At 42.6% G+C, this 22,125-nt stretch carries 21 protein-coding genes; 7 read left to right on the forward strand and 14 right to left on the reverse strand.

The features are described 5' to 3' along the window. Positions 1 to 100: 100 nt before the first annotated feature. Both dnaA and dnaN read left to right on the forward strand, forming a co-directional pair. Positions 101 to 1,480: a chromosomal replication initiator protein DnaA gene (gene dnaA / locus NSP_RS00005; RefSeq protein WP_006194444.1), complete on the forward strand. Its 1,380-nt coding sequence runs from the start codon at positions 101 to 103 to the stop codon at positions 1,478 to 1,480. 176 nt (positions 1,481 to 1,656) lie between these two features. Next, positions 1,657 to 2,820, forward strand: coding sequence for a DNA polymerase III subunit beta (gene dnaN, locus NSP_RS00010; protein WP_006194443.1), 1,164 nt, complete (start codon positions 1,657 to 1,659; stop codon positions 2,818 to 2,820). Positions 2,821 to 3,536: 716 nt separating this feature from the next. Here dnaN and NSP_RS00015 read toward each other — a convergent pair. From NSP_RS00015 to NSP_RS00025, 3 genes are read right to left on the reverse strand one after another with little or no spacing between them, the layout of a single operon-like run. Beyond that, positions 3,537 to 4,724 (reverse strand): TRC40/GET3/ArsA family transport-energizing ATPase, encoded by a 1,188-nt coding sequence (locus tag NSP_RS00015; protein ID WP_006194442.1) that lies wholly within the window; start codon positions 4,722 to 4,724, stop codon positions 3,537 to 3,539. Positions 4,725 to 4,778: 54 nt separating this feature from the next. Further along, positions 4,779 to 5,156, reverse strand: a complete 378-nt coding sequence (locus tag NSP_RS00020; RefSeq protein WP_006194441.1) for a C6orf136 family protein — start codon at positions 5,154 to 5,156, stop codon at positions 4,779 to 4,781. 59 nt (positions 5,157 to 5,215) lie between these two features. Then, positions 5,216 to 5,794: a hypothetical protein gene (locus NSP_RS00025; RefSeq protein WP_006194440.1), complete on the reverse strand. Its 579-nt coding sequence runs from the start codon at positions 5,792 to 5,794 to the stop codon at positions 5,216 to 5,218. A gap of 463 nt (positions 5,795 to 6,257) precedes the next feature. Between NSP_RS00025 and dprA the strand changes: the two genes are divergently transcribed. After that, positions 6,258 to 7,376 carry a DNA-processing protein DprA gene (gene dprA / locus NSP_RS00030; protein WP_006194439.1) on the forward strand — a complete coding sequence of 373 codons (1,119 nt, stop codon included), beginning with the start codon at positions 6,258 to 6,260 and terminating at the stop codon, positions 7,374 to 7,376. A gap of 11 nt (positions 7,377 to 7,387) precedes the next feature. Here dprA and NSP_RS00035 read toward each other — a convergent pair whose 3' ends face one another. Further along, positions 7,388 to 8,842 carry a serine hydrolase gene (locus NSP_RS00035; protein WP_231859512.1) on the reverse strand — a complete coding sequence of 485 codons (1,455 nt, stop codon included), beginning with the start codon at positions 8,840 to 8,842 and terminating at the stop codon, positions 7,388 to 7,390. Positions 8,843 to 9,013: 171 nt separating this feature from the next. Then, entirely contained in the window at positions 9,014 to 9,751 is a 738-nt protein-coding gene (locus tag NSP_RS00040) for an RNA methyltransferase (RefSeq protein ID WP_006194437.1), read from the reverse strand. A 174-nt stretch (positions 9,752 to 9,925) separates the two neighbouring features. Between NSP_RS00040 and NSP_RS23775 the strand changes: the two genes are divergently transcribed. Next, positions 9,926 to 10,282 (forward strand): DUF6464 family protein, encoded by a 357-nt coding sequence (locus NSP_RS23775; protein WP_231859513.1) that lies wholly within the window; start codon positions 9,926 to 9,928, stop codon positions 10,280 to 10,282. A 30-nt stretch (positions 10,283 to 10,312) separates the two neighbouring features. Here NSP_RS23775 and NSP_RS00045 read toward each other — a convergent pair whose 3' ends face one another. From NSP_RS00045 to sufB, 6 genes are all read right to left on the reverse strand, one after another. Then, positions 10,313 to 10,600, reverse strand: a complete 288-nt coding sequence (locus NSP_RS00045; RefSeq protein WP_006194435.1) for a hypothetical protein — start codon at positions 10,598 to 10,600, stop codon at positions 10,313 to 10,315. Between the two features lie 2 nt (positions 10,601 to 10,602). After that, positions 10,603 to 10,788, reverse strand: coding sequence for a hypothetical protein (locus NSP_RS00050; protein WP_006194434.1), 186 nt, complete (start codon positions 10,786 to 10,788; stop codon positions 10,603 to 10,605). A 58-nt stretch (positions 10,789 to 10,846) separates the two neighbouring features. Further along, positions 10,847 to 12,109 carry a SufS family cysteine desulfurase gene (locus tag NSP_RS00055; protein ID WP_006194433.1) on the reverse strand — a complete coding sequence of 421 codons (1,263 nt, stop codon included), beginning with the start codon at positions 12,107 to 12,109 and terminating at the stop codon, positions 10,847 to 10,849. A 145-nt stretch (positions 12,110 to 12,254) separates the two neighbouring features. Further along, a complete protein-coding gene (sufD, locus tag NSP_RS00060; protein ID WP_006194432.1) occupies positions 12,255 to 13,628 on the reverse strand; it encodes a Fe-S cluster assembly protein SufD in 1,374 nt (457 codons plus the stop codon). Then, positions 13,628 to 14,410, reverse strand: a complete 783-nt coding sequence (sufC, locus tag NSP_RS00065) for a Fe-S cluster assembly ATPase SufC (RefSeq protein ID WP_006194431.1) — start codon at positions 14,408 to 14,410, stop codon at positions 13,628 to 13,630. The genes sufD and sufC overlap by 1 nt, the downstream gene beginning before the upstream one ends. 67 nt (positions 14,411 to 14,477) lie before the next feature. Then, on the reverse strand, positions 14,478 to 15,917 hold the full coding sequence (sufB, locus tag NSP_RS00070; protein WP_006194430.1) for a Fe-S cluster assembly protein SufB: 1,440 nt from the start codon (positions 15,915 to 15,917) through the stop codon (positions 14,478 to 14,480). Between the two features lie 269 nt (positions 15,918 to 16,186). Here sufB and sufR point away from each other — a divergent pair, with 269 nt between their 5' ends. Continuing rightward, on the forward strand, positions 16,187 to 16,873 hold the full coding sequence (gene sufR, locus NSP_RS00075) for an iron-sulfur cluster biosynthesis transcriptional regulator SufR (protein WP_173403320.1): 687 nt from the start codon (positions 16,187 to 16,189) through the stop codon (positions 16,871 to 16,873). Positions 16,874 to 16,968: 95 nt separating this feature from the next. After that, positions 16,969 to 17,229: a hypothetical protein gene (locus NSP_RS00080; RefSeq protein ID WP_006194428.1), complete on the forward strand. Its 261-nt coding sequence runs from the start codon at positions 16,969 to 16,971 to the stop codon at positions 17,227 to 17,229. A 308-nt stretch (positions 17,230 to 17,537) separates the two neighbouring features. On the opposite strand, the gene NSP_RS00085 is transcribed toward NSP_RS00080, so the two are convergent. Both NSP_RS00085 and NSP_RS00090 read right to left on the reverse strand, forming a co-directional pair. Further along, positions 17,538 to 18,164: a hypothetical protein gene (locus NSP_RS00085; RefSeq protein WP_042201570.1), complete on the reverse strand. Its 627-nt coding sequence runs from the start codon at positions 18,162 to 18,164 to the stop codon at positions 17,538 to 17,540. Positions 18,165 to 18,760: 596 nt separating this feature from the next. Beyond that, on the reverse strand, positions 18,761 to 19,087 hold the full coding sequence (locus NSP_RS00090) for a YbjQ family protein (RefSeq protein ID WP_006194426.1): 327 nt from the start codon (positions 19,085 to 19,087) through the stop codon (positions 18,761 to 18,763). Between the two features lie 457 nt (positions 19,088 to 19,544). Here NSP_RS00090 and NSP_RS00095 point away from each other — a divergent pair, with 457 nt between their 5' ends. Then, positions 19,545 to 20,225, forward strand: a complete 681-nt coding sequence (locus NSP_RS00095) for a tetratricopeptide repeat protein (RefSeq protein WP_006194425.1) — start codon at positions 19,545 to 19,547, stop codon at positions 20,223 to 20,225. A gap of 69 nt (positions 20,226 to 20,294) precedes the next feature. Here NSP_RS00095 and NSP_RS00100 read toward each other — a convergent pair whose 3' ends face one another. Further along, positions 20,295 to 22,016, reverse strand: a complete 1,722-nt coding sequence (locus NSP_RS00100) for an NAD+ synthase (protein WP_006194424.1) — start codon at positions 22,014 to 22,016, stop codon at positions 20,295 to 20,297. Between the last annotated feature and the right edge of the window lie 109 nt (positions 22,017 to 22,125).

Consider the following 22,125-nt stretch of genomic DNA (forward strand, 5'->3'; position numbering starts at 1 on the left):
AACTCAAAAGCTGGTTTGAGTCTAGAACTTATCAATACTAAATTAGTGCTTTCTGACATCTTCGATTGTGACGATTAGTAGCAAAGGTGGTAAATAAATAATGGAAATTCCCATTGACAATCTGTGGAGTCAGGTGCTAGAGCGCTTACAGTTAGAATTATCCCGTCCCACCTTTGAAACTTGGATAAAAACTGCTCACGCCGAGCGATTAGAAAATAATTGCTTGGTAATTATTACTCCTAACCCTTTTGCGCGTAATTGGTTACAAAAATATTACATCAACACCATTGCTAATGTAGTGCAAGATATTTTGGGTCATACCGTGGAAATCTACCTTACAGTGGCTCAGGGTGATGAAATGACTAATTTGGGGGAATCGGAAGTTACTTGGGAATTACCTAGCCAAAGCATGACTGCTGAAAGTGTTCCGCAAAACAAGCAACCTCCAAAAGACTTAAATTCTAAATATGTATTTTCGCGGTTTGTCGTTGGTGCTAATAATCGCATGGCTCACGCAGCCTCTTTGGCGGTTGCAGAATCACCAGGGAGGGAGTTTAATCCCTTATTTTTATGCGGTGGTGTGGGCTTGGGAAAAACTCACCTGATGCAAGCTATTGGTCATTATCGCTCTCAAATCTGTCCAGATTCTAAAATCTTTTATGTCTCTACAGAGCAATTTACTAACGACTTAATTACAGCTATCCGTAATGATAGTATGCAAAATTTCCGGGAACATTACCGGGCGGCTGATGTTTTGTTAGTCGATGATATTCAGTTTATCGAGGGTAAGGAGTATACCCAAGAAGAATTTTTTCATACTTTTAATACTTTACATGAAGCCGGTAAGCAAGTTGTCATCGCTTCCGACCGTCCTCCTCACCATATCCCTCAGTTGCAAGAACGTCTGTGTTCCCGGTTTTCTATGGGTTTAATTGCTGATGTGCAAACCCCAGATTTAGAAACTAGAATGGCCATTCTCCAAAAAAAGGCTGAATACGAAAATATTCGCCTCCCCAGGGATGTTATTGAGTATATTGCTTCTAATTACACGAATAATATTCGCGAGTTGGAAGGAGCTTTAATTCGGGCGCTGGCTTATATTTCTATTTGGGGTTTACCGATGACGGTGGAGAATATTACACCAGTTTTAGAAAGACAAAGTGAGAAAGTCGCAGCTACCCCAGAGGTGATATTATCAGTTATTGGTGATAATTTTGCGATCTCAATTGAAGACCTGAAAAGTAACTCCCGGCGACGAGAAATTAGTTGGGCGCGTCAAATTGGAATGTATCTGATGCGCCAACACACTGATTTAAGTTTACCGAGAATTGGTGAAGAATTTGGGGGAAAAGACCATACAACGGTGATTTATAGTTGTGATAAAATTGCCCAACTCCTGCAAAGCGATCGCACTTTAGTACAAACCCTGCGTCAATTGAGCGATCGCATCAACATGAACAGCAAACAACAGCGCCAGTAAAGTATAAAAACTAATTTAAATTAAATTAATTTGGGGAAAAAACATGATTTTTTGGGGAAAACTTGAGTGCAGTATAATTACCCTGTGGAAAAACTAGGAGAGTTTTCCACAAGTTTTCCACATTTTCCACAATTCAATTTGTGATTTGATTAATACAAATAAACAACCCAGTCCTTATGAAATTAGTTTGCACCCAAAGCGATCTTAGTACCAACCTTTCACTTGTCAGCCGTGCAGTACCATCACGCCCAACTCATCCAGTACTGGCGAATGTGCTGCTACAAGCAGATGCAAAAACCAATCAAGTCAGCTTAACCGCTTTTGACCTGAGTTTGGGTATTCGTACCAGCTTTGATGCTGAAGTATTAGAAGGAGGAGCGATCGCACTCCCTGCTAAACTACTTGTAGACATCACCTCACGTCTTCCTGAAGGAGAAGTTACCCTAGACGATGAATCAGCCCTAGAATCAGAAACAGCCACAGGGGAAGGTTTAATTGTCACCCTCACACCCAAGAGTGGACATTATCAAGTCCGAGCCATGAGCGCGGAAGAGTTCCCCGAACTTCCCATCATTGAAAATGCTGAACCCATTCAACTAACTACAGCCGCATTAATTGAAGGATTACGAGGTTCATTATTTGCTACCAGTGGTGATGAAACCAAGCAAGTATTGACAGGAGTACATTTAACAGTTAGACAAGACACCCTAGAATTTGCAGCGACAGATGGACATCGCCTAGCAGTGCTAGAAACTACTAACGAGCGTCCCCTAGACAATAGTGAGCAACTAGAGGTGACAGTCCCAGCGAGAGCCTTGCGGGAACTACAACGGATGTTGGGTCATAATGCTGCCTCAGATCAAGCGATCGCCTTATATTTAGATCAAGGTCAAGTAGTCTTTGCATGGCAAAATCAACGCTTAACCAGCCGCACCTTAGATGGTCAATATCCCGCCTATCGTCAACTAATTCCCCGCCAATTTGAGCGCCAATTGACAATTGAGCGCAAACAATTAATCAGCACTTTAGAGCGAATCGCCGTATTAGCTGACCAGAAGAATAATATCGTCAAAGTTAGCATTAACAGCGCCTCCCAGGAAATTACCTTATCCTGTGAAGCCCAAGACGTGGGTAGCGGTAGAGAGTCCATACCTGCACAAATATCTGGGGAAGATATAGAAATTGCCTTTAACATTAAATATTTAATGGAAGGGTTGAAAGAGTTACCATCCTCCGAAATTCAAATGCACCTAAATCAAGCCCTGACCCCAGTAATTTTTACACCATTAGGAGGTTTAAAAATGACCTATTTAGCTATGCCCGTACAACTTAGAAATTAGCACGAATATGACGAACGGGAATTTCAATCCAAAATTCCGTTCCTAAATTTGGTTACGAATTACATTTAAATAGGACTTACGCAACTGGCACAGGCGATGCCTGCGGCGGGCTACGCCTACGCTAAATTAAAGTACATTTGTATTATACAAGCGATGCAACTGGCACAAATAGGGAGCGGGCGTAGCCGGGCTACGCGACAATTTAAATTAAACCAAGCACATTAGGACTTACGCAAGAACTCTCTGAAACCTTCTTAACTTGTCCCTTGGCGCTAGCCTCTCCCTTTGGGAGAAGGGGAGACGCTACGCGGTAAGCGTTCGCGGTAGCGTGCCGGAGGCTCTAGCTATGCCGTTGGCGTTCGCGTAGCGTGTCGCAGACAAGCCTCTCGTAGAGAAGGCTTTACGTGGTTCGTTTTTCCATATTTTTGCGTAAGTCCTGATAGAAACATTCTGTAATTGATTGCATAGTTTTGTCCACAGTGTAACTACGGGCGAAACATTTCTCAATATGATTTAGATTTTTCCTAAAAAGTTCCATTTTCCAAAAATAACTAATTATTGCTAACAAAATGTATTTTTATCTAAACTATTGCCTAAAATTAAAATAACACATTAAGCTCATCAGTAAATATTTCAAGTCAAAAGTAGAGACTAGATAAGCAGACACCAAATCTCTACTTTTGACTATTTATCTGTGGATTAATCTATCAGAGAAATTAAACTTTTACATTGTCAGTAAAGCGAATTTTGAGATAGTCATCTTCCATCTTGGCTCCCCCTGGTTGTAGTGCTGCCAAAGCTTGTGGTAAGACTAAGTTACGGCGATGGTTGCCAATAGTAATGTTTAATTCATCACCATTTTTACTCAGTTGAATTTTGTTTTTGGGAATCCCAGGTAAGTAAATTTCCAAACTATATTGTTTGTCCACTTGCACAACTCTAATAGTTGTTTCTTTGTAATATACCTGAGTGGGGTCTTCATCTTTGTAGAGAGTTTCTTTCAGGCGTTCTAAAGCAGCTAAACCGCACATTTCCTCAGAAAAAAGCGGCACTTCTTTTACAGGTAGAGGCAGAAAGTTATCATGTATTTCCTGGCGATATTGCTGCTGGTTTTCTTTCCAACGTTGGAAAAAGGGGTCTTGGACTTCTTGGGGAATGATGCGATTAGCAATCACTAAGTCTGTGGCGACATTATATAAACTCAGATAAGCATGGGCGCGGAGAGATTCTTTAATTACCATCTTTTCGGGATTAGTGACGAGGCGCACTGAAGTTTGTGTATTATCACTTAATACTTTTTCCAAAGCTTCAATTTGCTCATAAAACTCATAAGGTGCATCCATCACTTCTTTATCTGGGAGAGAAAAACCCGCAATGGGTTTAAAGAAAGGTTCTACCAAAGGTCGAAGTGCGACTGAGATGTTTTGAAATGGCTTGTAAAACCGGCGCATATACCAACCGCCAACTTCAGGTAAACTCAGCAGGCGTAATGCTGTACCTGTGGGTGCTGAGTCGATAATCAAAACATCAAACTCGCCTTCATCGTAGTGGCGTTTCATCCTCACCAAGCCGAAAATTTCATCCATACCGGGTAAGATGGCTAATTCTTCTGCTTGAACTCCTTCTAAACCCCTGGCTTGTAGAACTTGGGTGATGTAACGCTTCACCGCACCCCAATTTCCCTCTAGTTCTTGCAGCGCATCGAGTTCTGCACCCCACAAGTTGGAGCGAATTTCTCGCGGTGCGTGTCCCATTTCTAAGTCAAAACTGTCTGCTAACGAGTGAGCGGGGTCTGTACTCAAAACCAGTGTGCGGTAGCCCAGTTCTGCACAACGGAGTCCAGTGGCCGCAGCAACGGAGGTTTTACCTACGCCGCCTTTGCCTGTCATCAAAATTACACGCATGGATGATTACGTCCTATCTCAGCATTATTTACATTTATTTACATTATCAACTGTTCAAGTAAATAAATGCTGTTTGATTACGTCTAGGGGTGAACAGTGCCAATAATCGATGTGAGAAATAATCAAATCAGCAGAGTTTATTTTTAGTTCACTCCAACCGGAGATGGAAATCCGGGGTTTCCAAGGGATGGGTGTATTCCAGCTAAGTGTCCACTCGGTTTTGATGGTGTCTCCTAAACGTTGAATATCATGTACGTCCATCTGGGGATTGATAAACCATGTTTGGATGAATTTAATCATCTGCTGATAGCGTTTCACTCCCCGAAATTTGGTTAATGGATCTTGAAAATAAACGTTCTCAGCATAAATGCTGTATGTTTGATTGAGGGGAAATCTTTGATAGTCTTGTTTGAGGATTTCAATGATATCCATGAATAGTTTGGTGGAATAAAGGAGGCTATGAGACAGATGAACACAGATAAATGGGGATCTTATTCTAGTTTAATATCTATCTCATCCCATAAGCGCTCTAGTTGACGCTGCCAAGCTGTTAATACTTGTTCTCTGCTTTCTGAGGTTTGGTTGATTTCACCCAACAATCCTTCTGCGTAAAAACGTTCGAGATTTTGCATGGTAGCTGAAAGGGATTGTCCTTGCTGTTTTGCTGTCTGGATAATTTGCCGAATGCGACTTTCAATGAGACGGTTGAAGACGTTATCTAAACCAGCTTCGTATAAAGATATCAGTCGGGCGATCGCACTCGCAAAATCTCCACTTACCAAAGTTTCACTATTGTGTTGATACACTGCCCAAATTACACCATCAAACAAAGCATAGCGGACTTCTTGCGTGTCATCAAAGTTGGCTTCTAAAAACTGTGCTAAAAACGGTTGGGCTTCTTGTATGGGGACAATGGGTAGTAGAACTCGTAACCACGTATTGTCTTCGGAAAGCAGTACCAACAGCCGAAAAGTAGAGGTGTCTATTTGCCACGAGCCAGGGGCGATCGCTTTAACTTCTGCTGTACTAAATAATTTCGTGAGCGTACCCCCAATTTCTTCTGGGATCATAGTCTGTTTTGAGTTTCTAGTCTCTAGGGTGAAGTACCTACACTGTCGCACAAGCAACGGAGAAACGAACCACAAAGGCACGAAGGAAACGTAAAGCCTTCTCTAAGAGAGGCTTGTCTGCGACACGCTACGCGAACGCCAACGGCATAGCTAGAGCCTCCGGCACGCTACTAGCGTCTCCCCTTCTCCCAAAGGGAGAGGCTAGCGCCAAGGGAGAAGGGAAGAGGATTTCCGAGAGTTCTTGCGTAAGTCCTAATATATTCTCATAAATGTATCCACAATAAAGATACATTCGTCAAAGTAACGCTTTGGCGTTTTTTAGCAGGCAGAGTTATTTATACCTAAATTGCCGCAGAAGTGATAAATTAAATTACGGTGGGAAACTATGAAAAATAACTTTTCCAACTATTGCATCCATGCGCCTGGTTATAGATAGACCAATCTAATTTGGGAATACTCAATTGTGGTAGAAGAAAGAGCATATTGGCTAGCTTGGGCGCGAATTTCTGGGGTGGGGCCAGTGTTACTGCGACGACTACACCAACATTTTGGCACGTTAGCCACAGCTTGGAATGCTACCAAAGCTCAGTTAAGAGAAGTTGAAGGTTTTGGTTTTCAGACATTAGAGAAAGTAGTTGCACAGCGATCGCATCTGCATCCAGAACAATTACTGATCCAACACCAGCAAGAAAACCCTCATTTTTGGACACCAGCTGAGGCAGATTATCCCCGGTTGTTGCTGGAAACTCCCAGTCCACCGCCCATTTTATACTATCGTGGTGAAGTTGAACTGCTAGAAAATCTAGGACAAAAACCACTGGTGGGGATTGTCGGAACACGCCGCCCTTCAGATTATGGGATTCGTTGGACTCGCCAAATTAGCACAACTTTGGCTAAAAATGGCTTTACAGTTGTTTCTGGTATGGCGGAGGGAATTGATACAGAAAGCCATCTGGCCACGATGAAAGCCGGCGGAAGAACCATTGCAGTTTTAGGAACTGGTGTCGATGTCATCTACCCGCCTAAAAATCGGGATTTATACAAGCAGATTTTGACTCAAGGGTTAGTCGTGAGTGAATATTCCAGCAAAACCCCACCAGATCGCACTCACTTTCCCCGCCGTAATCGGATTATTGCAGGTTTAAGCCGTGCCGTGTTGGTCATGGAAGCGCCTGTGAAGTCTGGGGCTTTGATTACGGCTAGTTATGCGAATGAATTTGGTAGAGATGTTTATGCATTACCTGGAAGAATAGATGATTATCCATCTCAAGGATGTTTAAAATTGCTCAATCAAGGTGCTTCTTTGGTTCTCAAGGAACTGGACGAACTCTTAAAAATGCTCGGAGCAATCCCCAAAATTGATACTATTGATACCCCACCAATTCCAGAACAGTTAAATTTGCCGAAGTTATCATCAGAACTGCAACAAGTCATGGATGCGATCGCCTCTGATGTTTTACCCTTTGATTATCTTGTGCAGAAAACCGGGATGAATACTGGCTCAGTTTCCAGTGCATTATTACAGTTGGAACTTATGGGTTTAGTTTCGCAACTTCCCGGAATGCGATATCAAAAAAGTTAATTGACCAAAACTTATCTTGAGGGTAAATTTTGGGGAGTTGAGAATGGGGATTGAGTACCACTTGGGGGCATAATATTGCCCATATTGTTAGGTACGGGAGGATTGTTCATGGGATTGGGTGCAGTATTCTGGCTAAATTGTTGGTAAGCAGCGCCAGAAATAGCGCTAATCAGTTTTTCGGCCAGGGGATCATTATTGGGGCGTTGTACCATAACAGCAGCGATGTAGCGCTTACCTGTGGGGATATCAATTAAACCCACATCACCCAACATGGTTGCAATATCACCAGTTTTATGGTATACTCTTGCGCCTGCTCCTAAACCGGAAGGTAACAAATGATTTCGCTCTGTACGGCGCATAATATCCAGGATCAGATCACGCGATCGCATACTCACTAAATTACCCTGATTGACCATAGCCAGCAAATTTCCCAAATCTCTAGGACTACTGGTGTTTGTTCCTGGTAAATCTGGCAGAGGATTACGAATTGCTGTAGCTGACAATCCCCAGCGCAGAAAACGCTGATTTAGCGCCTCCATACCTCCTAGCCGGGCAATCAGCATATTAGTTGCTGTGTTATCGCTGCTTGCACTCATTTGAGTGGCGAGTTCCAGGGCGCTGTACTGGGTTCCCACTTGTTGGTATTGCAGATTTCCCGAACCACCAGCCACCATCTCTTTTTCCATCCTCAGCATTTCATCCAGGCGGACTTTACCTGCATCCACATCTTGGAAAAAGGCGATTAAAATCGGCACTTTGATGGTACTAGCGGCTGAGAAAGTGGCGGAGCTATTCACATCTACGTAGCCCCCAGTTTCTAAATCAACCAAGAAAACCCCAGGTCTGAGATTGGGGCTTGCAATTGCCAAATTTTGTACTGCATCTTTCAAGGGGGTAATTTCCTGGGATAAGTATAAGCCGGCAGCAGAATTGGGGGGAAGTTGTGGCTGATTAGTCCCAACATGATGAGATTGTGCCGCCGAATTACTGGGCATACGACTAGCAGGGTCGAAGATTGATAAGATCGTACCCACAATGGCACCAATCCCGACTCCCACAATCAACAAGCGCAAAACATATAACATGGTTTTGGCCATTGGCTTTAACCGCGTTTTGCGTGACACTCGTCTGCCCATTTTTGGCATGACTGGCTTCTGTACCCGCACAGTCTTAAGCTTGACTGTGTGGGAATTCAAGGGTGGTGTCGTCCCATTCATATATGCAATGGGTTTGACGGCTGCTGGCATCACTAGCCCTGGTTTTGACCTCCTTACCCCAGTCGTTGGGGGAGGTACCATATGATGGTTAACTCGCGTTAAACCTACTTCTTTTTTGCCAGGACGCTGCTGCTGTAGTGGTACTTTTACTTTTTTCTTGCCCACTTTTTGCCCTTTACTCGGACGCGGGCGGCGGTTGGTGGGTTCACGCCGCGAGAAATTTCTTAGTTTGTCACTTGACTCTGACACTGTTACTCCTTGTGACCCACTCGCTTGTTTTCCAGCAGACTCCCGACCCAAAACTGACTCCTGAAGCAGCTAGAGGCGGAAATCACCCTTTGCTCTAGTAGCTTTTTTGTGTTTAGTTTAAGCTATATTAACTATTTTCGGGGGATAATTCTGTATATCTTAAATGATACATCAGAAGTTTTCATTACCCTGGTTTTTTAAAGCCCATTCTATTTGGCGCAAAATCCCTCGCAGCATAGCTACTTCCTTGGTTTGCAGGTGAGCGCGATTATACAATTGCCGGAATTTGGCCATGCGACTGGTGGCTGTATGGGGATACAAATAACCAATATCTAGTAGTAGAGATTCTAATTGTTGGTAGTAGGTTTCCACAATATCCAAAGATGCCAGTTCTGTGGGGCTGGGGGGTGGTGTTGTTGGTGGTGCTGTATATTGTGCCAGTTCATAGCAGCAGATACCCACGGCTGAGGCTAAATTTAGGGATGAATAATTTTCACTGCTGGGTATGCGAACAAATCGCTGGGCATAATTTAATTCTTCGTTACTTAAACCCCGGTCTTCTCTACCAAAAATTAGGGCTGCGGGTTCGGATGGTGACTCTAGTAACCAAGGTAGGGCGGTACGGGGATTTTCTAAGGGTGTTTCCCAGTCACGCACACGGGCTGTGGTGGCGATCGCTCGCACACATCCCTGCAATGCTTCTGGTAATGTTGTTACCAATACCGCAGATTCTAAGATTTCTTTGGCATGAACTGCCATTTTCAAGGCTTCTTCCGCCACTGGATCGCATTGGGGATTGACTAAGACTAAGTTATGTAAACCAAAATTTTTCATTACCCTAGCAATTGACCCGACATTCAACGGTCCTGCGGGTTCCACTAACACAATTCTTAACTCAGCCAATCCCATTTCTTGCCTCCTGCGATCGCTTACGCTGATTTGTGAGTTTGCACAATATTTATTCTTGACTTGTGCATTTTACCCCACCATTTAGGCGAAACTACTATAGTGGTTGCACTTTGGGCAAAAATGCGGTGTAACATCAAAAAAGAGTAGTCAGCGCATCAAGGAGGTAAAGAGCAGGTGCTGAAGACGCTGTTAGTAATTTTCATTGGTTTATTACCGTCCTTATTTTCTCTGTGGGTGATCCGGAAAACCCATTCGCGGACACGCCTCCGGATGAGACAAGCGCTGCGAATTTGTCACGAAGACCCATCCGAGATTACATCAGACCTGTTGAAGGCGATCGCTATTATTTGGAAGGCGTGGGTTACCTCATCGGCGATATCAGTTGCTTTCTTTAATGCTCGCTCTGGTTATATGCGCTGTGCTATTAACCCCAGTGGCCCCTGTCAGAATTGCCGTCACTATGAACCACTCCCCACCTACGCAAGTAAGTATGGCTACGCCACGCAAGCTATCAAAAATCAAATAGGATAAAAATACTTGTAGCGCTTTTACCCTAATAACCTAATTTTCTTGTTCATCATCATCAGGTAATGATTCCATCTCTTTAGCAATTAAATCTTGGAATTCATCACCACAATGAACCTGTAAATGAATTGTAGCAGTTAGCAACTCCGCGAAAATTTCAGCTTGTTGCCTTGTACTCAAGTAAGGTAACTGAAGTTGATAAATTAAGGCCGTAACATTTTGGCATTCAGAGCCTAATTCTGTAATTAATTTACTGAGAGTAGAATTGGCAATAGGGAGGACGCGATCGCCGAAGGCGGGGCTTTGCCCATCGCTAATTTGCATAATTATTTCCCCAATCGTTTGAGTGCTTGCTGAATCCCCTTCTCAAAAGCTTGAAATTCAGCTTTCCAATGTCTAATTAAACCTTGATCGGGATAATCTTTTTCATACTCTCGTCTAATCTTTTCTTGATGTTCATCAATCCGTTTATTCAGCGAGCGAATTGCTTTTTTGTGGTTTTTATTCCCCATAAAGCTGCAAGATACTTGAACAGCCTATTTAACAAAGGTGGGCATCGCCCACCTAAGATTAATTCATGAAACCAGCAAAAAAGTCCAGAGTTTCCTTTAGCGCTTTGATGAAAATATCAATTTCTTCGCGGGTATTGTAGAAAGATAAACTTACCCGTGCGGTTCCCGGTAAACCTAAATGACGGTGTAATGGTTGAGTACAGTGGTGTCCAGAACGAATCGCTACGCCTTCTTGGTCTAATAATGTCGATAAGTCGTTGGGGTGGACATCTGCGGCTGTAAATGCAGCTAAAGCAGCCCTTCCTTCCCCCTTCGCGTTGGGTTTGGGACCGTAAATTGTGATTTGGGGTATTTGCGCTAATTGTTGGAACAAATAAGCTGTGAGTTCAGCTTCGTAGACGTGGATTTTATCCATCCCAATATTACTAAGATAATCTACCGCAGCTCCCAAGGCGATCGCCTCCGCAATTGCTGGAGTACCCGCTTCAAATTTATGCGGTAATTCTGCGTAGGTAGAATGATCTAAATACACATCGGCAATCATTTCACCACCACCGAAAAATGGTGGCATTGATTCTAACAGTTCCAACTTACCATACAAAAATCCTATGCCAGTGGGGGCGCACATTTTATGACCGGAAGCAACCAACCAATCACAGTCGATTTGTTGGACATCCACAGGCATATGCGGTACACTTTGGCAAGCATCAACTAATAATTTTGCACCATATTTGTGAGTAATTTTCGCAATTTCTGCTACTGGGTTAATGCAACCCAAAGTATTAGAAACATGACTCACAGCGACTAATTTAGTTTTGTCAGAAATCAAGTTTTTAAACTGTTCTAAATCAAAACTACCTTCTGGTGTCAATTCCACAAACTTTAACACCGCACCCGTTTTTTGTGCTACAAGTTGCCAAGGAACAATATTACTGTGGTGTTCCATCACCGACATAATAATCTCGTCCCCTGGGTGCAAATTGTTCATCCCCCAGCTGTAGGCTACCAGGTTAATGGCTTCACTGGCGTTGCGGGTGTAGATGATTTCTTGACGTGAAGCAGCATTAATGAATTTAGCTACTTTATCTCGCGCACCTTCATAAGCATCAGTAGCTTTAGCACTCAGGCTATGAGCGCCACGATGCACATTAGCATTATATTGTTCGTAATAATCCCGCAGGATATTTAACACGAACAGAGGTTTTTGGGAAGTAGCTGCATTATCCAGATAAACCAAAGGTTTCTCGTTAACTTCCTGATGCAAAATCGGGAAATCAGCGCGAACTTGATCAGCTAGGGTTTTGGTAGGGGTGAAAGTCATGGGTAATTAGTCAAACAATTTTAGATTTTAGATTTTAGATTTTGGATTGACTCCACAGATAAATCTATAGGTTTGAGGATTTGGGATTTGGGATTGATTCCCCAGATAAATCTGGGGGTTTGTAGCATTAAGGAAATATTAGTTATTAGTCATTAGTCAAAGACTTGAGACTATTGACTGTGTTTAATAGGACTGCTTGCAGAGATTTAACGGGAATTTGGTTGATAATTTCCGCAGCAAAGGCATTAATTAACAACTTACGCGCATCATCTTCGTTAATTCCCCGGCTTTGGAGATAAAAGATTTCATCATCTTCCAACTGACTAACGGTAGCACCATGAGCGCATTTCACGTTGTCGGCGGTAATTTCCAACTGGGGCTTAGTATCAACTCTAGCTTTTGATGATAACAATAAATTGCGATTTAATTGACCGGCATTTGTTAACTGCGCTGCTTTTGGTACAAACACCTTGCCATTGAATACCGCATGAGCGCGATCGCCTACAATGCACTTATGTAACTGTGTGCTGGTACTATGGGGATAATTAAGTGCGATCGCACTGTGAGTATCACCCACCTGTCTATCAGAAATCATCGTCAAACCGTTGAGAGTCGTTTCGGTTTGTTCGCCAGTTTGCAAAATCTCCAAATTGTGGCGTGATAACTTACCGCCAAAACTCAAAGCATGACAAGTATATCGACTATCACGAGCTTGAGTAACAGCAGTCTTCCCTACATGAAAAGCCTCTGCACCTTCGCGCTCAATTCTAGTATGACTCACCTGAGCATTCTCACCCAGCCAAACTTCCGTAACCGCATTAGTGAGGTAAACCCCCTCTGCGTCCTCTGCGCCTCTGTGGTTAATAAAATCTTCCACCACAGTCACACTACCACCAGTTTCAGCCATCACCAAACAACGAGGCTGAGAAATCGTAGCTTGTTCACCAACAACAGCAACAAACAACAGATGAATAGGAGTTTCCACAATCACATTCTGAGCCACCCAAACAACCGCCGCATCAGAGATACCAGCAGTATTGAGAGCGGTAAAAACCTCCTGTGAACCCTCAGCTTGAGCTAAATAATGTTTAACAATTTCCTGCTGAGACTTAGAAAAACCCGCCAAATTACCGACAACAACCCCAGAAGGTAAATCTGCAACTGCGGATAAATCCGGCGCATAAACACCATTAACAAAAACCAAACGACTATTAACAGCCTCTGGTAAAGTTAAAGCCGAGATATCAACTGATTTTAATTGTGTTTCTACATGAAACTGCACTTGACGCAGTGCTGATAAATCAGTAAACCGCCATTCCTCCTCACGGGTAGTGGGGATACTGGAATGACGCACCCAATTAGCAGCACCTTGGCGTAATTCTTGGAAATAATCTGCTGCTTGTAGTGTAGTTACTTCATCTAACAACCCAGTGAGATAACTATCTTTATCCAACAGAGTAGAAGTCAAACTCACAGCATTCGAGTTAGGAACGGGACTAGGAGAAACTTGAATCGTCATTACACACCCACCTCAGCACCTTCCAGAACCCAGTCATAACCGCGCTCTTCCAATTCCAGCGCCAAATCCTTACCACCACACATGAGAATGCGACCATGAGCCATAACGTGGACAAAATCCGGCACAATATAATTGAGCAAACGTTGATAGTGAGTAATCATAATTGTGGCATTTTCTGGACTAGCCAATTGATTCACACCATCAGCCACAATTCTCAGAGCATCAATATCCAAACCCGAATCAGTCTCATCCAGAATACCCAACTTTGGTTCCAGCAGAGCCATTTGCAGAATTTCATTCCGCTTCTTCTCACCACCAGAAAAACCTTCATTTAGACTACGGTTAAGAAAAGCCGGATTCATTTTTACAACATCCAACTTTTCCTCAATCAAATCATCAAAATCGAAAGCGTCCAACTCCTCCAAACCCTGAGCCTTGCGGCGAGAATTGTAAGCAACCCGTAAAAAATCCAAATTACTCACACCTGGAATTTCCAAAGGATATTGAAACGCCAAAAACACACCGCTTCTAGCCCTTTCCTCCGGTTCCATTTCCAAGAGATTCTGACCTTGGAAAATCACCTCACCACCAGTCACCTCATAAGCCGGGTGTCCAGCCAAAACCTTAGAAAAAGTACTCTTACCAGAACCATTCGGTCCCATAATTGCATGAACTTCCCCAGAGCGAACCTCAAGATTCAAACCCTTCAAAATCGGAGTCCCATCAACACTAGCCGTCAAATCCTTAACAGACAGCACAACATCGCTATTTTCAATAATCATCTTCTCTCTTCTCTTCTCTTAACTTCGCGAACTTTGCGTCCTTTGCGGTTCGTTAATCCAAAACCAACTACCCAACACTACCTTCCAACTTCATACTCAAAAGCTTGTCAGCCTCCACAGCAAACTCCATAGGTAGCTGATTAAAAACATCCTTACAGAAACCGCTAATCATCATCGAAATAGCGTCCTCCGGCGAAATACCCCGTTGAGCAAAATAAAACAATTGGTCTTCACCAATCTTAGAAGTAGAAGCCTCATGCTCCACCTTACTGGCGTTATTCTGCACCTGAATATAAGGGAAAGTATTAGCATGGGCATTATCGCCAATCAGCATCGAGTCACACTGAGAATAATTTCTCGCACCCTTAGCCGTAGGATTAACCTTCACCAAACCGCGATAACTGTTACTAGAATTACCCGCCGATATACCCTTAGAAATAATCGTACTGCGAGTATTTTTACCAACGTGAATCATCTTCGTACCCGTGTCAGCTTGCTGCATATTATTAGTCAGCGCCACCGAGTAAAATTCACCCACAGAATTATCACCAAGCAAAACACAGCTAGGATACTTCCAAGTAATTGCTGAACCTGTTTCGACTTGAGTCCAGGAAATCTTAGAATTTACACCTTGACACAAACCGCGCTTAGTCACGAAATTATAAATTCCACCTTTACCCTTTTCATCACCGGCGTACCAGTTTTGAACAGTGGAGTATTTAATTTCCGCATTATCCAGGGCGACAAGTTCCACCACTGCGGCGTGTAATTGATTGGTATCATACATCGGCGCAGTGCAGCCTTCCAGGTAGGAAACATAGCTTCCTTCTTCAGCCACAATCAAAGTCCGTTCAAACTGTCCTGTATCCCCGGAGTTGATGCGGAAATATGTAGACAATTCCATTGGGCATTTTACGCCTTTAGGAATATAGACAAAAGAACCATCACTGAATACAGCACCATTTAAAGCGGCAAAATAATTGTCTGCTGCGGGAACGACGCTACCCAGATACTTCCGCACCAGTTCGGGATGTTCTTGTAAAGCTTCCGAAATCGAGCAAAAGATAACTCCATCTTCGGCGAGTTTGTCCTTAAATGTGGTAGCAACAGAAACGCTATCAAAAATTGCATCGACAGCCACATTTGCTAGTCGCTTTTGTTCAGAGAGAGAAATACCCAATTTCTCAAAGGTTTCTAGCAAGGTAGGATCTACCTCATCTAAGCTGTTGAGCTTGGCTTTCTTCTTCTTGGGCGCGGAATAGTAGATAATATTCTGATAGTCGATGGCTGGATACTTGACACTCGGCCAAGTTGGTTCCGTCATTTTGAGCCACTGGCGATAACATCTGAGGCGAAAATCTAACATGAATTGTGGCTCGTTCTTCTTGGCGGAGATCAAGCGAACAACGTCCTCGTTTAGTCCACGCGGGATAGTGTCGGCTTCAATATCTGTAATAAAGCCGTACTTGTAGGGTTGGTTGACTAAGGTTTTGGCAGTGACACTCATCGGTATTAATCTCTTGTGTTCAGAACTGGAATCGTGGAATCTGTTTACGGAAATCTCTTTAAGAATGGGAGACGGGCTGTTTGAGCCTTTTCCCTGTTAGTGTTTCCGAGTGGTAACACGGCTGTTAAAATAGGACTTTGGGAGTAAAACAACTTGTGGGTTGTTTAATTTATTTTCATTTTACGCTAAATTAACAACAACAATGTTGTTAAAGTCAAATTTTCTAAAAAAAATTTTTGGGGACGTTCATGCAGCGTCTTGTAGAGCAAATGGAGACTACTCACCAGACCTCAACCAAGCAAGATATTCTTGAGTATCTGCTTAAGCGCTCACAAGCAACTGCTTTTGAGTTAGCCGAAGTTTTAGATGTCAGCAAGCAAGCAATTCGTCGTCATTTGAAAGATTTGGAGACGGAAGACCTAGTTTTGTATTCATCTGTACAAATAGGTATGGGGCGGCCACAGCATATCTATAAGTTAAGCCGCCGGGGACGCGATCGCCTGCAACGGAGTTTAAACAATCATCAAAGCGATCGCTATGGTGAATTTGCAGTTTCACTGTTGGACACTTTAGCCCAAACCGTAGGCCGTGACCAAGTAACCTCGATTTTACAAAAACAGTGGGAGCGTAAAGCTCAAGAATACCGCGATCGCGTCGGCAACGGATCACTAGAAGAACGTGTAGCTAATTTAGTGAATCTGAGAAAAGCAGAAGGATTCATGGCAGAATATCACTCAGTGGAATCCTCACAAGAAGATAGCTTTATCTTCATGGAACATAACTGTGCCATTTCCAATGTCGCTGAATCGTTCCCTAGCATCTGCGGTCATGAATTAGAAATGTTTGCAGCAATCCTACCAGATTGTCACGTAGAGCGCACCCATTGGATTATCGATGGTGAACATCGTTGCGGCTATTTGGTGCAAGCTAGACAAACACAATCACATTCAGTTTAAATCATGGCTAATAATTAATTAGTAAAGCTTCTTACTAATCAATAATTATTGATTGTCCATGAATCAACATTTAAATAGGTGTAAAAACTAAATATATGGATATACCACCCCAGCAACCAACAACCCAATTTCTCACCTTAGAAGAATCAGCAAAAGTAGATGCAGCTTTGTTATCTTCCTCAGAGAAATTTTTAACCAGAATAACAATTTCATCCCTTAAAGTCCTCAAGCATATTGCCCAAGAATACGGTGTAGCGATAGAAGACTTAACCACACAGCAACTGATTACCTGGTTTGAAACCGATGCCAAAATTAAACGAGAACAAGGAATAGAAGCCTCATACTTGAAATGGTAAAGCATTTCCTTCTCATTCTTCCATCTCAGTGTCCTCTGCGGTATGCGCTGCGCGCACGCTACGCGAACGTTTAAAAAATAAACCTAATATTTAACGGGAGCATCCCAATTTAGTAGAAATATAGAGACCGATGAAAAAACCCTATAAAACCCTCTTCCCTTGGCGTTCTTCTCCCAAGGGGAGACGCTACGCGAATGCGTCTTGGCGGTTCGTTCCTTCTAAACCAAAATCGCATAAATGCAATTTCCACAATAAAAAGCACCTAAAAAAGGCACTTTTAGCGATGAATTGTAGTGTACCAAAAATATTTAAGCCCGATAATTATTAGTTCTAGGACTGCGAGCGCCCACAACAGCACCCATAAGAGCCGCAGCTAAACTCAACAAAGAACCGAAGACAAACCACCATAAAGCCCTAGAAGTAGCCGCAGCAATTTGGCGAGCTTGTTCAGCCGTGACAGTAGTGGGCGGTACGGGAGCGCCTGGTTGAACTGCTTGGGGGGGTACAGCTACGACAACATTGGGAGCCACAACACCAAAAGTCCCCCAGACTCCACTCGCTAAGAGCCAAGAACTCAGAGCGATAGTAGTAGCCCAAAGAATTGCGCCATTGAGCAGGGCTGTATTCCGGTTCATGGGGCCACAAGTCCGAGTTGTCACCCAACCACCAACGAATAGGGAAATCAACAAAGCCAGAGTTGACCAAATTCCCACATTAGCAGCAACATCAGGGGTGATACTTCTGGGCGCTCCTGAACCAGCAATTGTACTTGCGCCGATAGCGCCAAATAAGGAACTCAAGATTAATTGAGTAGCTAAGGCCACTAAAACACCAGCAATTATTGGTCCCCAGCGCACCCGATCATGATATTCTGCTACTCTACCTGCTGCTGGTTCATTAATAACATCTTCGCCTAAGCGATTCATGTATGACATAGTTTATTTTCTCCATTGCTTTGTCAGCAAAGTTTTTTCTCAGTTATATTCATTTGATGATTCATGCTTATGCTTAAAATTAAATTCCCAGATATGATTTTTAATATCTATCAACAGAAGGAGTTAATTACTCTATCTTCAGCAGGATTAGCTCAAATTAATTAATAAATCTCTATGAAATTTATTGATTATTTATGTCTGATTTTTTGGGCTTTGATTGCATATTTAATTGTGATTTACGTATAGTTATAAATATATATTTAAAGCTTTGAAGATTCATTTTAATTGGATTTAACGTATTATAGCGATTCCCATCTCTATGAGGTACATGAAGAAATAATTGTCCACAGATGAACACAGATGAACACAGATATAGCAACCGCCAAGGTGCTTAGGACATGGAAAAAGTTTAAAACCCAGTCACAGTAGGGGCGGGTTTACTAATATCCTCCTTGATATTGAATGATATCTATAGTAATCCGCTTTGATTTTTGATAGCTTGCGTGGCGTAGCCATACCCGCCCCTACTTTTGACTTTTGACTTTTGACTTTTGCTATGATTACCCATTAGCTAGGAAGAAAATACCATTGACAAACTAACGCATTTTCACAGCAGTACCTGTGGCCGTAATCAATAATAAAACTCCGCTTTGATCAATATTGATTGTGCCGGTGTCAAATTCAATCCCAATTACAGCATCTGCGCCTAAACGCTGGGCGCGTTGTTCTAATTCTTCTATGGCTTTTCGCTGTCCCTGCTCAAATAAACGCTCATAGCTAGCAGTTCGACCACCGATAACATCTCGAATGCTGGCAAAAAAATCTCGGATGAAATTACTGCCATATACAACTTCGGCTGTCACAATACCTAAATATGATTCTATCACCGCACCTTGAATTACATCAGTCGTAGTTACAATCATAAATTAGCTCCTTCACTCAATTTTGGATTTTAGATTTTAGATTTTAGATTGACGCAATACATCAATGTAGTTGCTCAGAACCCTCTTAGTAGGTGAGTTCCAAACCCCCCGGCTCCGGTTCTCCCGGCTCCTCTACGTCTTTTGTGTCCGTAGATTCTCTAGTAGGATCATAGCAAGGCAAGATACCTGATATTTGTGTGGCGAGAAGTCCACAGGAAATCCACTGTCAACAAAAGGCATTTTGTCCAACCACAAATTAATTGGTGAGATATACTGAATACTTTATAATAATCAATCTGTGCTTTAGTATAAAGTCAGGAGGTTTTGTGCTGTTAAAAAGTATTTGAATTGACAGTTTATTTAATTTTCGTGAAGGTAAATAAATACAGTTTTCAAAACTCAAAATTTTTGTTTTAATTACAAAAAAAAAGTCCCCTAAAATTTCAGGAATTTTACTGTGTACAAACGCATATCGCTTGTAGTTGCTGTTCTGTCCTTAGGATTTAGTGCTGTTAGTATCCCCTCAGTGGCTCAGGCTCAGGTACTAATGGCGCAAACCACAAACCCCCAATTAAAGAGACTGTTTGAGGAGGGACAGAGGCTGGTGGCTGCTAATGACTATAATGGGGCGATCGCCATTTATCAACAAGCTGCTCAAATCGAGCCAAGGAATGCTAGAATTCATTCTGGGATTGGCTACCTCTATGCCCAACAAGGAAATTTTCCACCAGCCCTAGCTTCTTATCGTCGAGCGATCGCCATTGACGCTAATAATAGTGATTTTCATTACGCTGTGGGTTATATCAAAGTTAATATGGGTGACACCAAAGGCGCGAAAGAATCTTACCGTCGTGCTATCCAACTAAACCGTAACCATTTGAATGCTTATTTGGGTTTAGGTATCACTCAAGCCCGGATGGGAGACTTTACAGCCGCTAATTGGGCTTACGAACAAGCAATTAAACTTGCTCCCAATAATGCCCAAACTTACGAGTTTATGGCTTTAATGTATAAACAGCGACGACAAACCGCAAAAGCCAACAACTTGCTTAAAAAAGCTCGTAACTTGTATCAACGGCGAAATGACTCGGCTGGAGTCAACAGGATAGATGGGATGTTGCGGGAATTAGGAGGCTAAATCAGTTATCAGTTATCAGTTATCAGTTATCAAGGCTGATTTATGGGGATTTAGTCACGCCACCAAGGACTACTGCTCATCGGGTGTCATTGATTTAGGGGTGGTGGGAGTCTGATAGGCATTTTTTACAGCAGCCCAATTACTGGCAATTGGCATTCGCCAACCAGTACCAAAGGCGCGATCAGTAATTTTTAATCCTGGGGGTGCTTGTCGGCGTTTAAATTCAGCCCGCGCCACCATCTGAATTACTCGGTTGACAATTACCGGATCATGGCCTGCGGCGACAATTTGGGCTGCTGATTGGTGGTTGTGGATCAGGTGTTGCAAGATGTCGTCTAAGATTTCGTAGTCGGGTAGAGAATCTTGATCAATTTGACCGGGTTTAAGTTCAGCGCTGGGTGGTTTAGTGATAATATTTTGGGGGATAATTTCCCTAACGCGATTTAACCAATGGCAAAGTGCATAAACACGGGTTTTGGGAACATCAGCAATTACAGCCAACCCACCATTCATATCACCGTAAAGGGTGCAGTAACCTACTGCCATTTCTGATTTGTTACCAGTAGATAATAAGAGATAACCGAATTTGTTGGCGATCGCCATCAATAAATTACCACGAATCCGCGACTGGATATTCTCTTCAGCAATGCCAAATTCAGTCCCAGCAAACAAATCAGCTAAGGTGTGATCAAACCCTGCCATTAATTCCCCTATCTTTAAAATAGTGGTTTCAATACCCAGATTTTCCCCTAATGCCAAAGCATCGCTGACAGAATGTGATGAACTGTAGGGGGAAGGCATCAGGACACCGAAGACATTTTCTTTACCAAGGGCTACGGATGCGATCGCCGCGACTAAAGCCGAATCAATTCCCCCACTTAAACCCAGCACCACTTTAGAAAAACGGCACTTTTGGGCATAGTCTCGAACTCCCAACACCAAAGCTTGCCAAATTTCCTCTTCTTCTGACTGATATAGAGGTGCTACAGAACTCAACTGTAAATCTCGCTGCGCCTCATCAAATTGAACTATGATTAAATCAGTTGTAAAACCATTAGCACGACAGACAATTTCACCTTGACGATTCAAAGCAAAACTGCGCCCATCAAAAATTAAATCATCATTTCCCCCGACTTGATTAGTATAAATCATCGGTTGTTCAAAACGTAACGCACTATGTTTGAGCATAGATTCGCGATACTGCTGCTTACCAACACTGTAGGGTGAAGCAGATAAATTCACAATTACATCAACACGCAAAATTGCTAAATCAGCAATGGGATTGACCGGATAACTGCGTTTACCTAAAAAGTCTTCATCGTTCCATAAATCTTCGCAAATAGTTACACCAATATCAATATTATCTAGGGTGAAATAACTAGCTTGTAGCCCTGGTTCAAAATAGCGATTTTCATCAAATACATCATAAGTAGGTAAAAGCCGCTTATGAAAGACTTGCTTTACCTCACCATCTGCTAACAAAGCGATGCTATTAAATAAACCTTTACCGCCTGTGCTATGGGCTTTTAAATTTTGGGAAACAGTTCCTACTAACACAGCTAAATTCGGCTGTAAATCTGTAGCTAGCTGTTTTAATGTCATCCCCATTGCGGCGACAAAACTAGGATTTAATAATAAATCTCTGGGGGGATAGCCACACAAAGAAAGTTCTGGTGTTAATAATAAACGCGCACCTTTAGCGGCTGCTTTTTGCGCTGCTGACAGAATTTTTTGGGCATTTCCCGGCAAATCACCAATTATGGGATTTAGTTGAGCGATCGCAATTTTCATGGTGGATGTTTGATTAAAATTTTGTGCTAAGTAAAAATTAGAATTATCAAATTAAAATATGGCGATTCCCATTTTAATTTGGTACACCAAGAATTAATTGTCCACAGAT

The sequence above is a fragment of the Nodularia spumigena CCY9414 genome, from assembly GCF_000340565.2.
Classification (GTDB): Bacteria; Cyanobacteriota; Cyanobacteriia; order Cyanobacteriales; family Nostocaceae; genus Nodularia; species Nodularia spumigena.

Bases quoted from the DNA above. Each gene is read 5' to 3' on its own strand.
- dnaA (WP_006194444.1), top strand. From the start codon at position 101: ATGGAAATTCCCATTGACAATCTGTGGAGTCAGGTGCTAGAGCGCTTA.
- dnaN (WP_006194443.1), top strand. From the start codon at position 1,657: ATGAAATTAGTTTGCACCCAAAGCGATCTTAGTACCAACCTTTCACTT.
- NSP_RS00015 (WP_006194442.1), bottom strand. From the start codon at position 4,724: ATGCGTGTAATTTTGATGACAGGCAAAGGCGGCGTAGGTAAAACCTCC.
- NSP_RS00020 (WP_006194441.1), bottom strand. From the start codon at position 5,156: ATGGATATCATTGAAATCCTCAAACAAGACTATCAAAGATTTCCCCTC.
- NSP_RS00025 (WP_006194440.1), bottom strand. From the start codon at position 5,794: ATGATCCCAGAAGAAATTGGGGGTACGCTCACGAAATTATTTAGTACA.
- NSP_RS00040 (WP_006194437.1), bottom strand. From the start codon at position 9,751: ATGGGATTGGCTGAGTTAAGAATTGTGTTAGTGGAACCCGCAGGACCG.
- NSP_RS00045 (WP_006194435.1), bottom strand. From the start codon at position 10,600: ATGCAAATTAGCGATGGGCAAAGCCCCGCCTTCGGCGATCGCGTCCTC.
- NSP_RS00050 (WP_006194434.1), bottom strand. From the start codon at position 10,788: ATGGGGAATAAAAACCACAAAAAAGCAATTCGCTCGCTGAATAAACGG.
- NSP_RS00055 (WP_006194433.1), bottom strand. From the start codon at position 12,109: ATGACTTTCACCCCTACCAAAACCCTAGCTGATCAAGTTCGCGCTGAT.
- sufD (WP_006194432.1), bottom strand. From the start codon at position 13,628: ATGACGATTCAAGTTTCTCCTAGTCCCGTTCCTAACTCGAATGCTGTG.
- sufC (WP_006194431.1), bottom strand. From the start codon at position 14,410: ATGATTATTGAAAATAGCGATGTTGTGCTGTCTGTTAAGGATTTGACG.
- sufB (WP_006194430.1), bottom strand. From the start codon at position 15,917: ATGAGTGTCACTGCCAAAACCTTAGTCAACCAACCCTACAAGTACGGC.
- sufR (WP_173403320.1), top strand. From the start codon at position 16,187: ATGGAGACTACTCACCAGACCTCAACCAAGCAAGATATTCTTGAGTAT.
- NSP_RS00080 (WP_006194428.1), top strand. From the start codon at position 16,969: ATGGATATACCACCCCAGCAACCAACAACCCAATTTCTCACCTTAGAA.
- NSP_RS00085 (WP_042201570.1), bottom strand. From the start codon at position 18,164: ATGTCATACATGAATCGCTTAGGCGAAGATGTTATTAATGAACCAGCA.
- NSP_RS00090 (WP_006194426.1), bottom strand. From the start codon at position 19,087: ATGATTGTAACTACGACTGATGTAATTCAAGGTGCGGTGATAGAATCA.
- NSP_RS00100 (WP_006194424.1), bottom strand. From the start codon at position 22,016: ATGAAAATTGCGATCGCTCAACTAAATCCCATAATTGGTGATTTGCCG.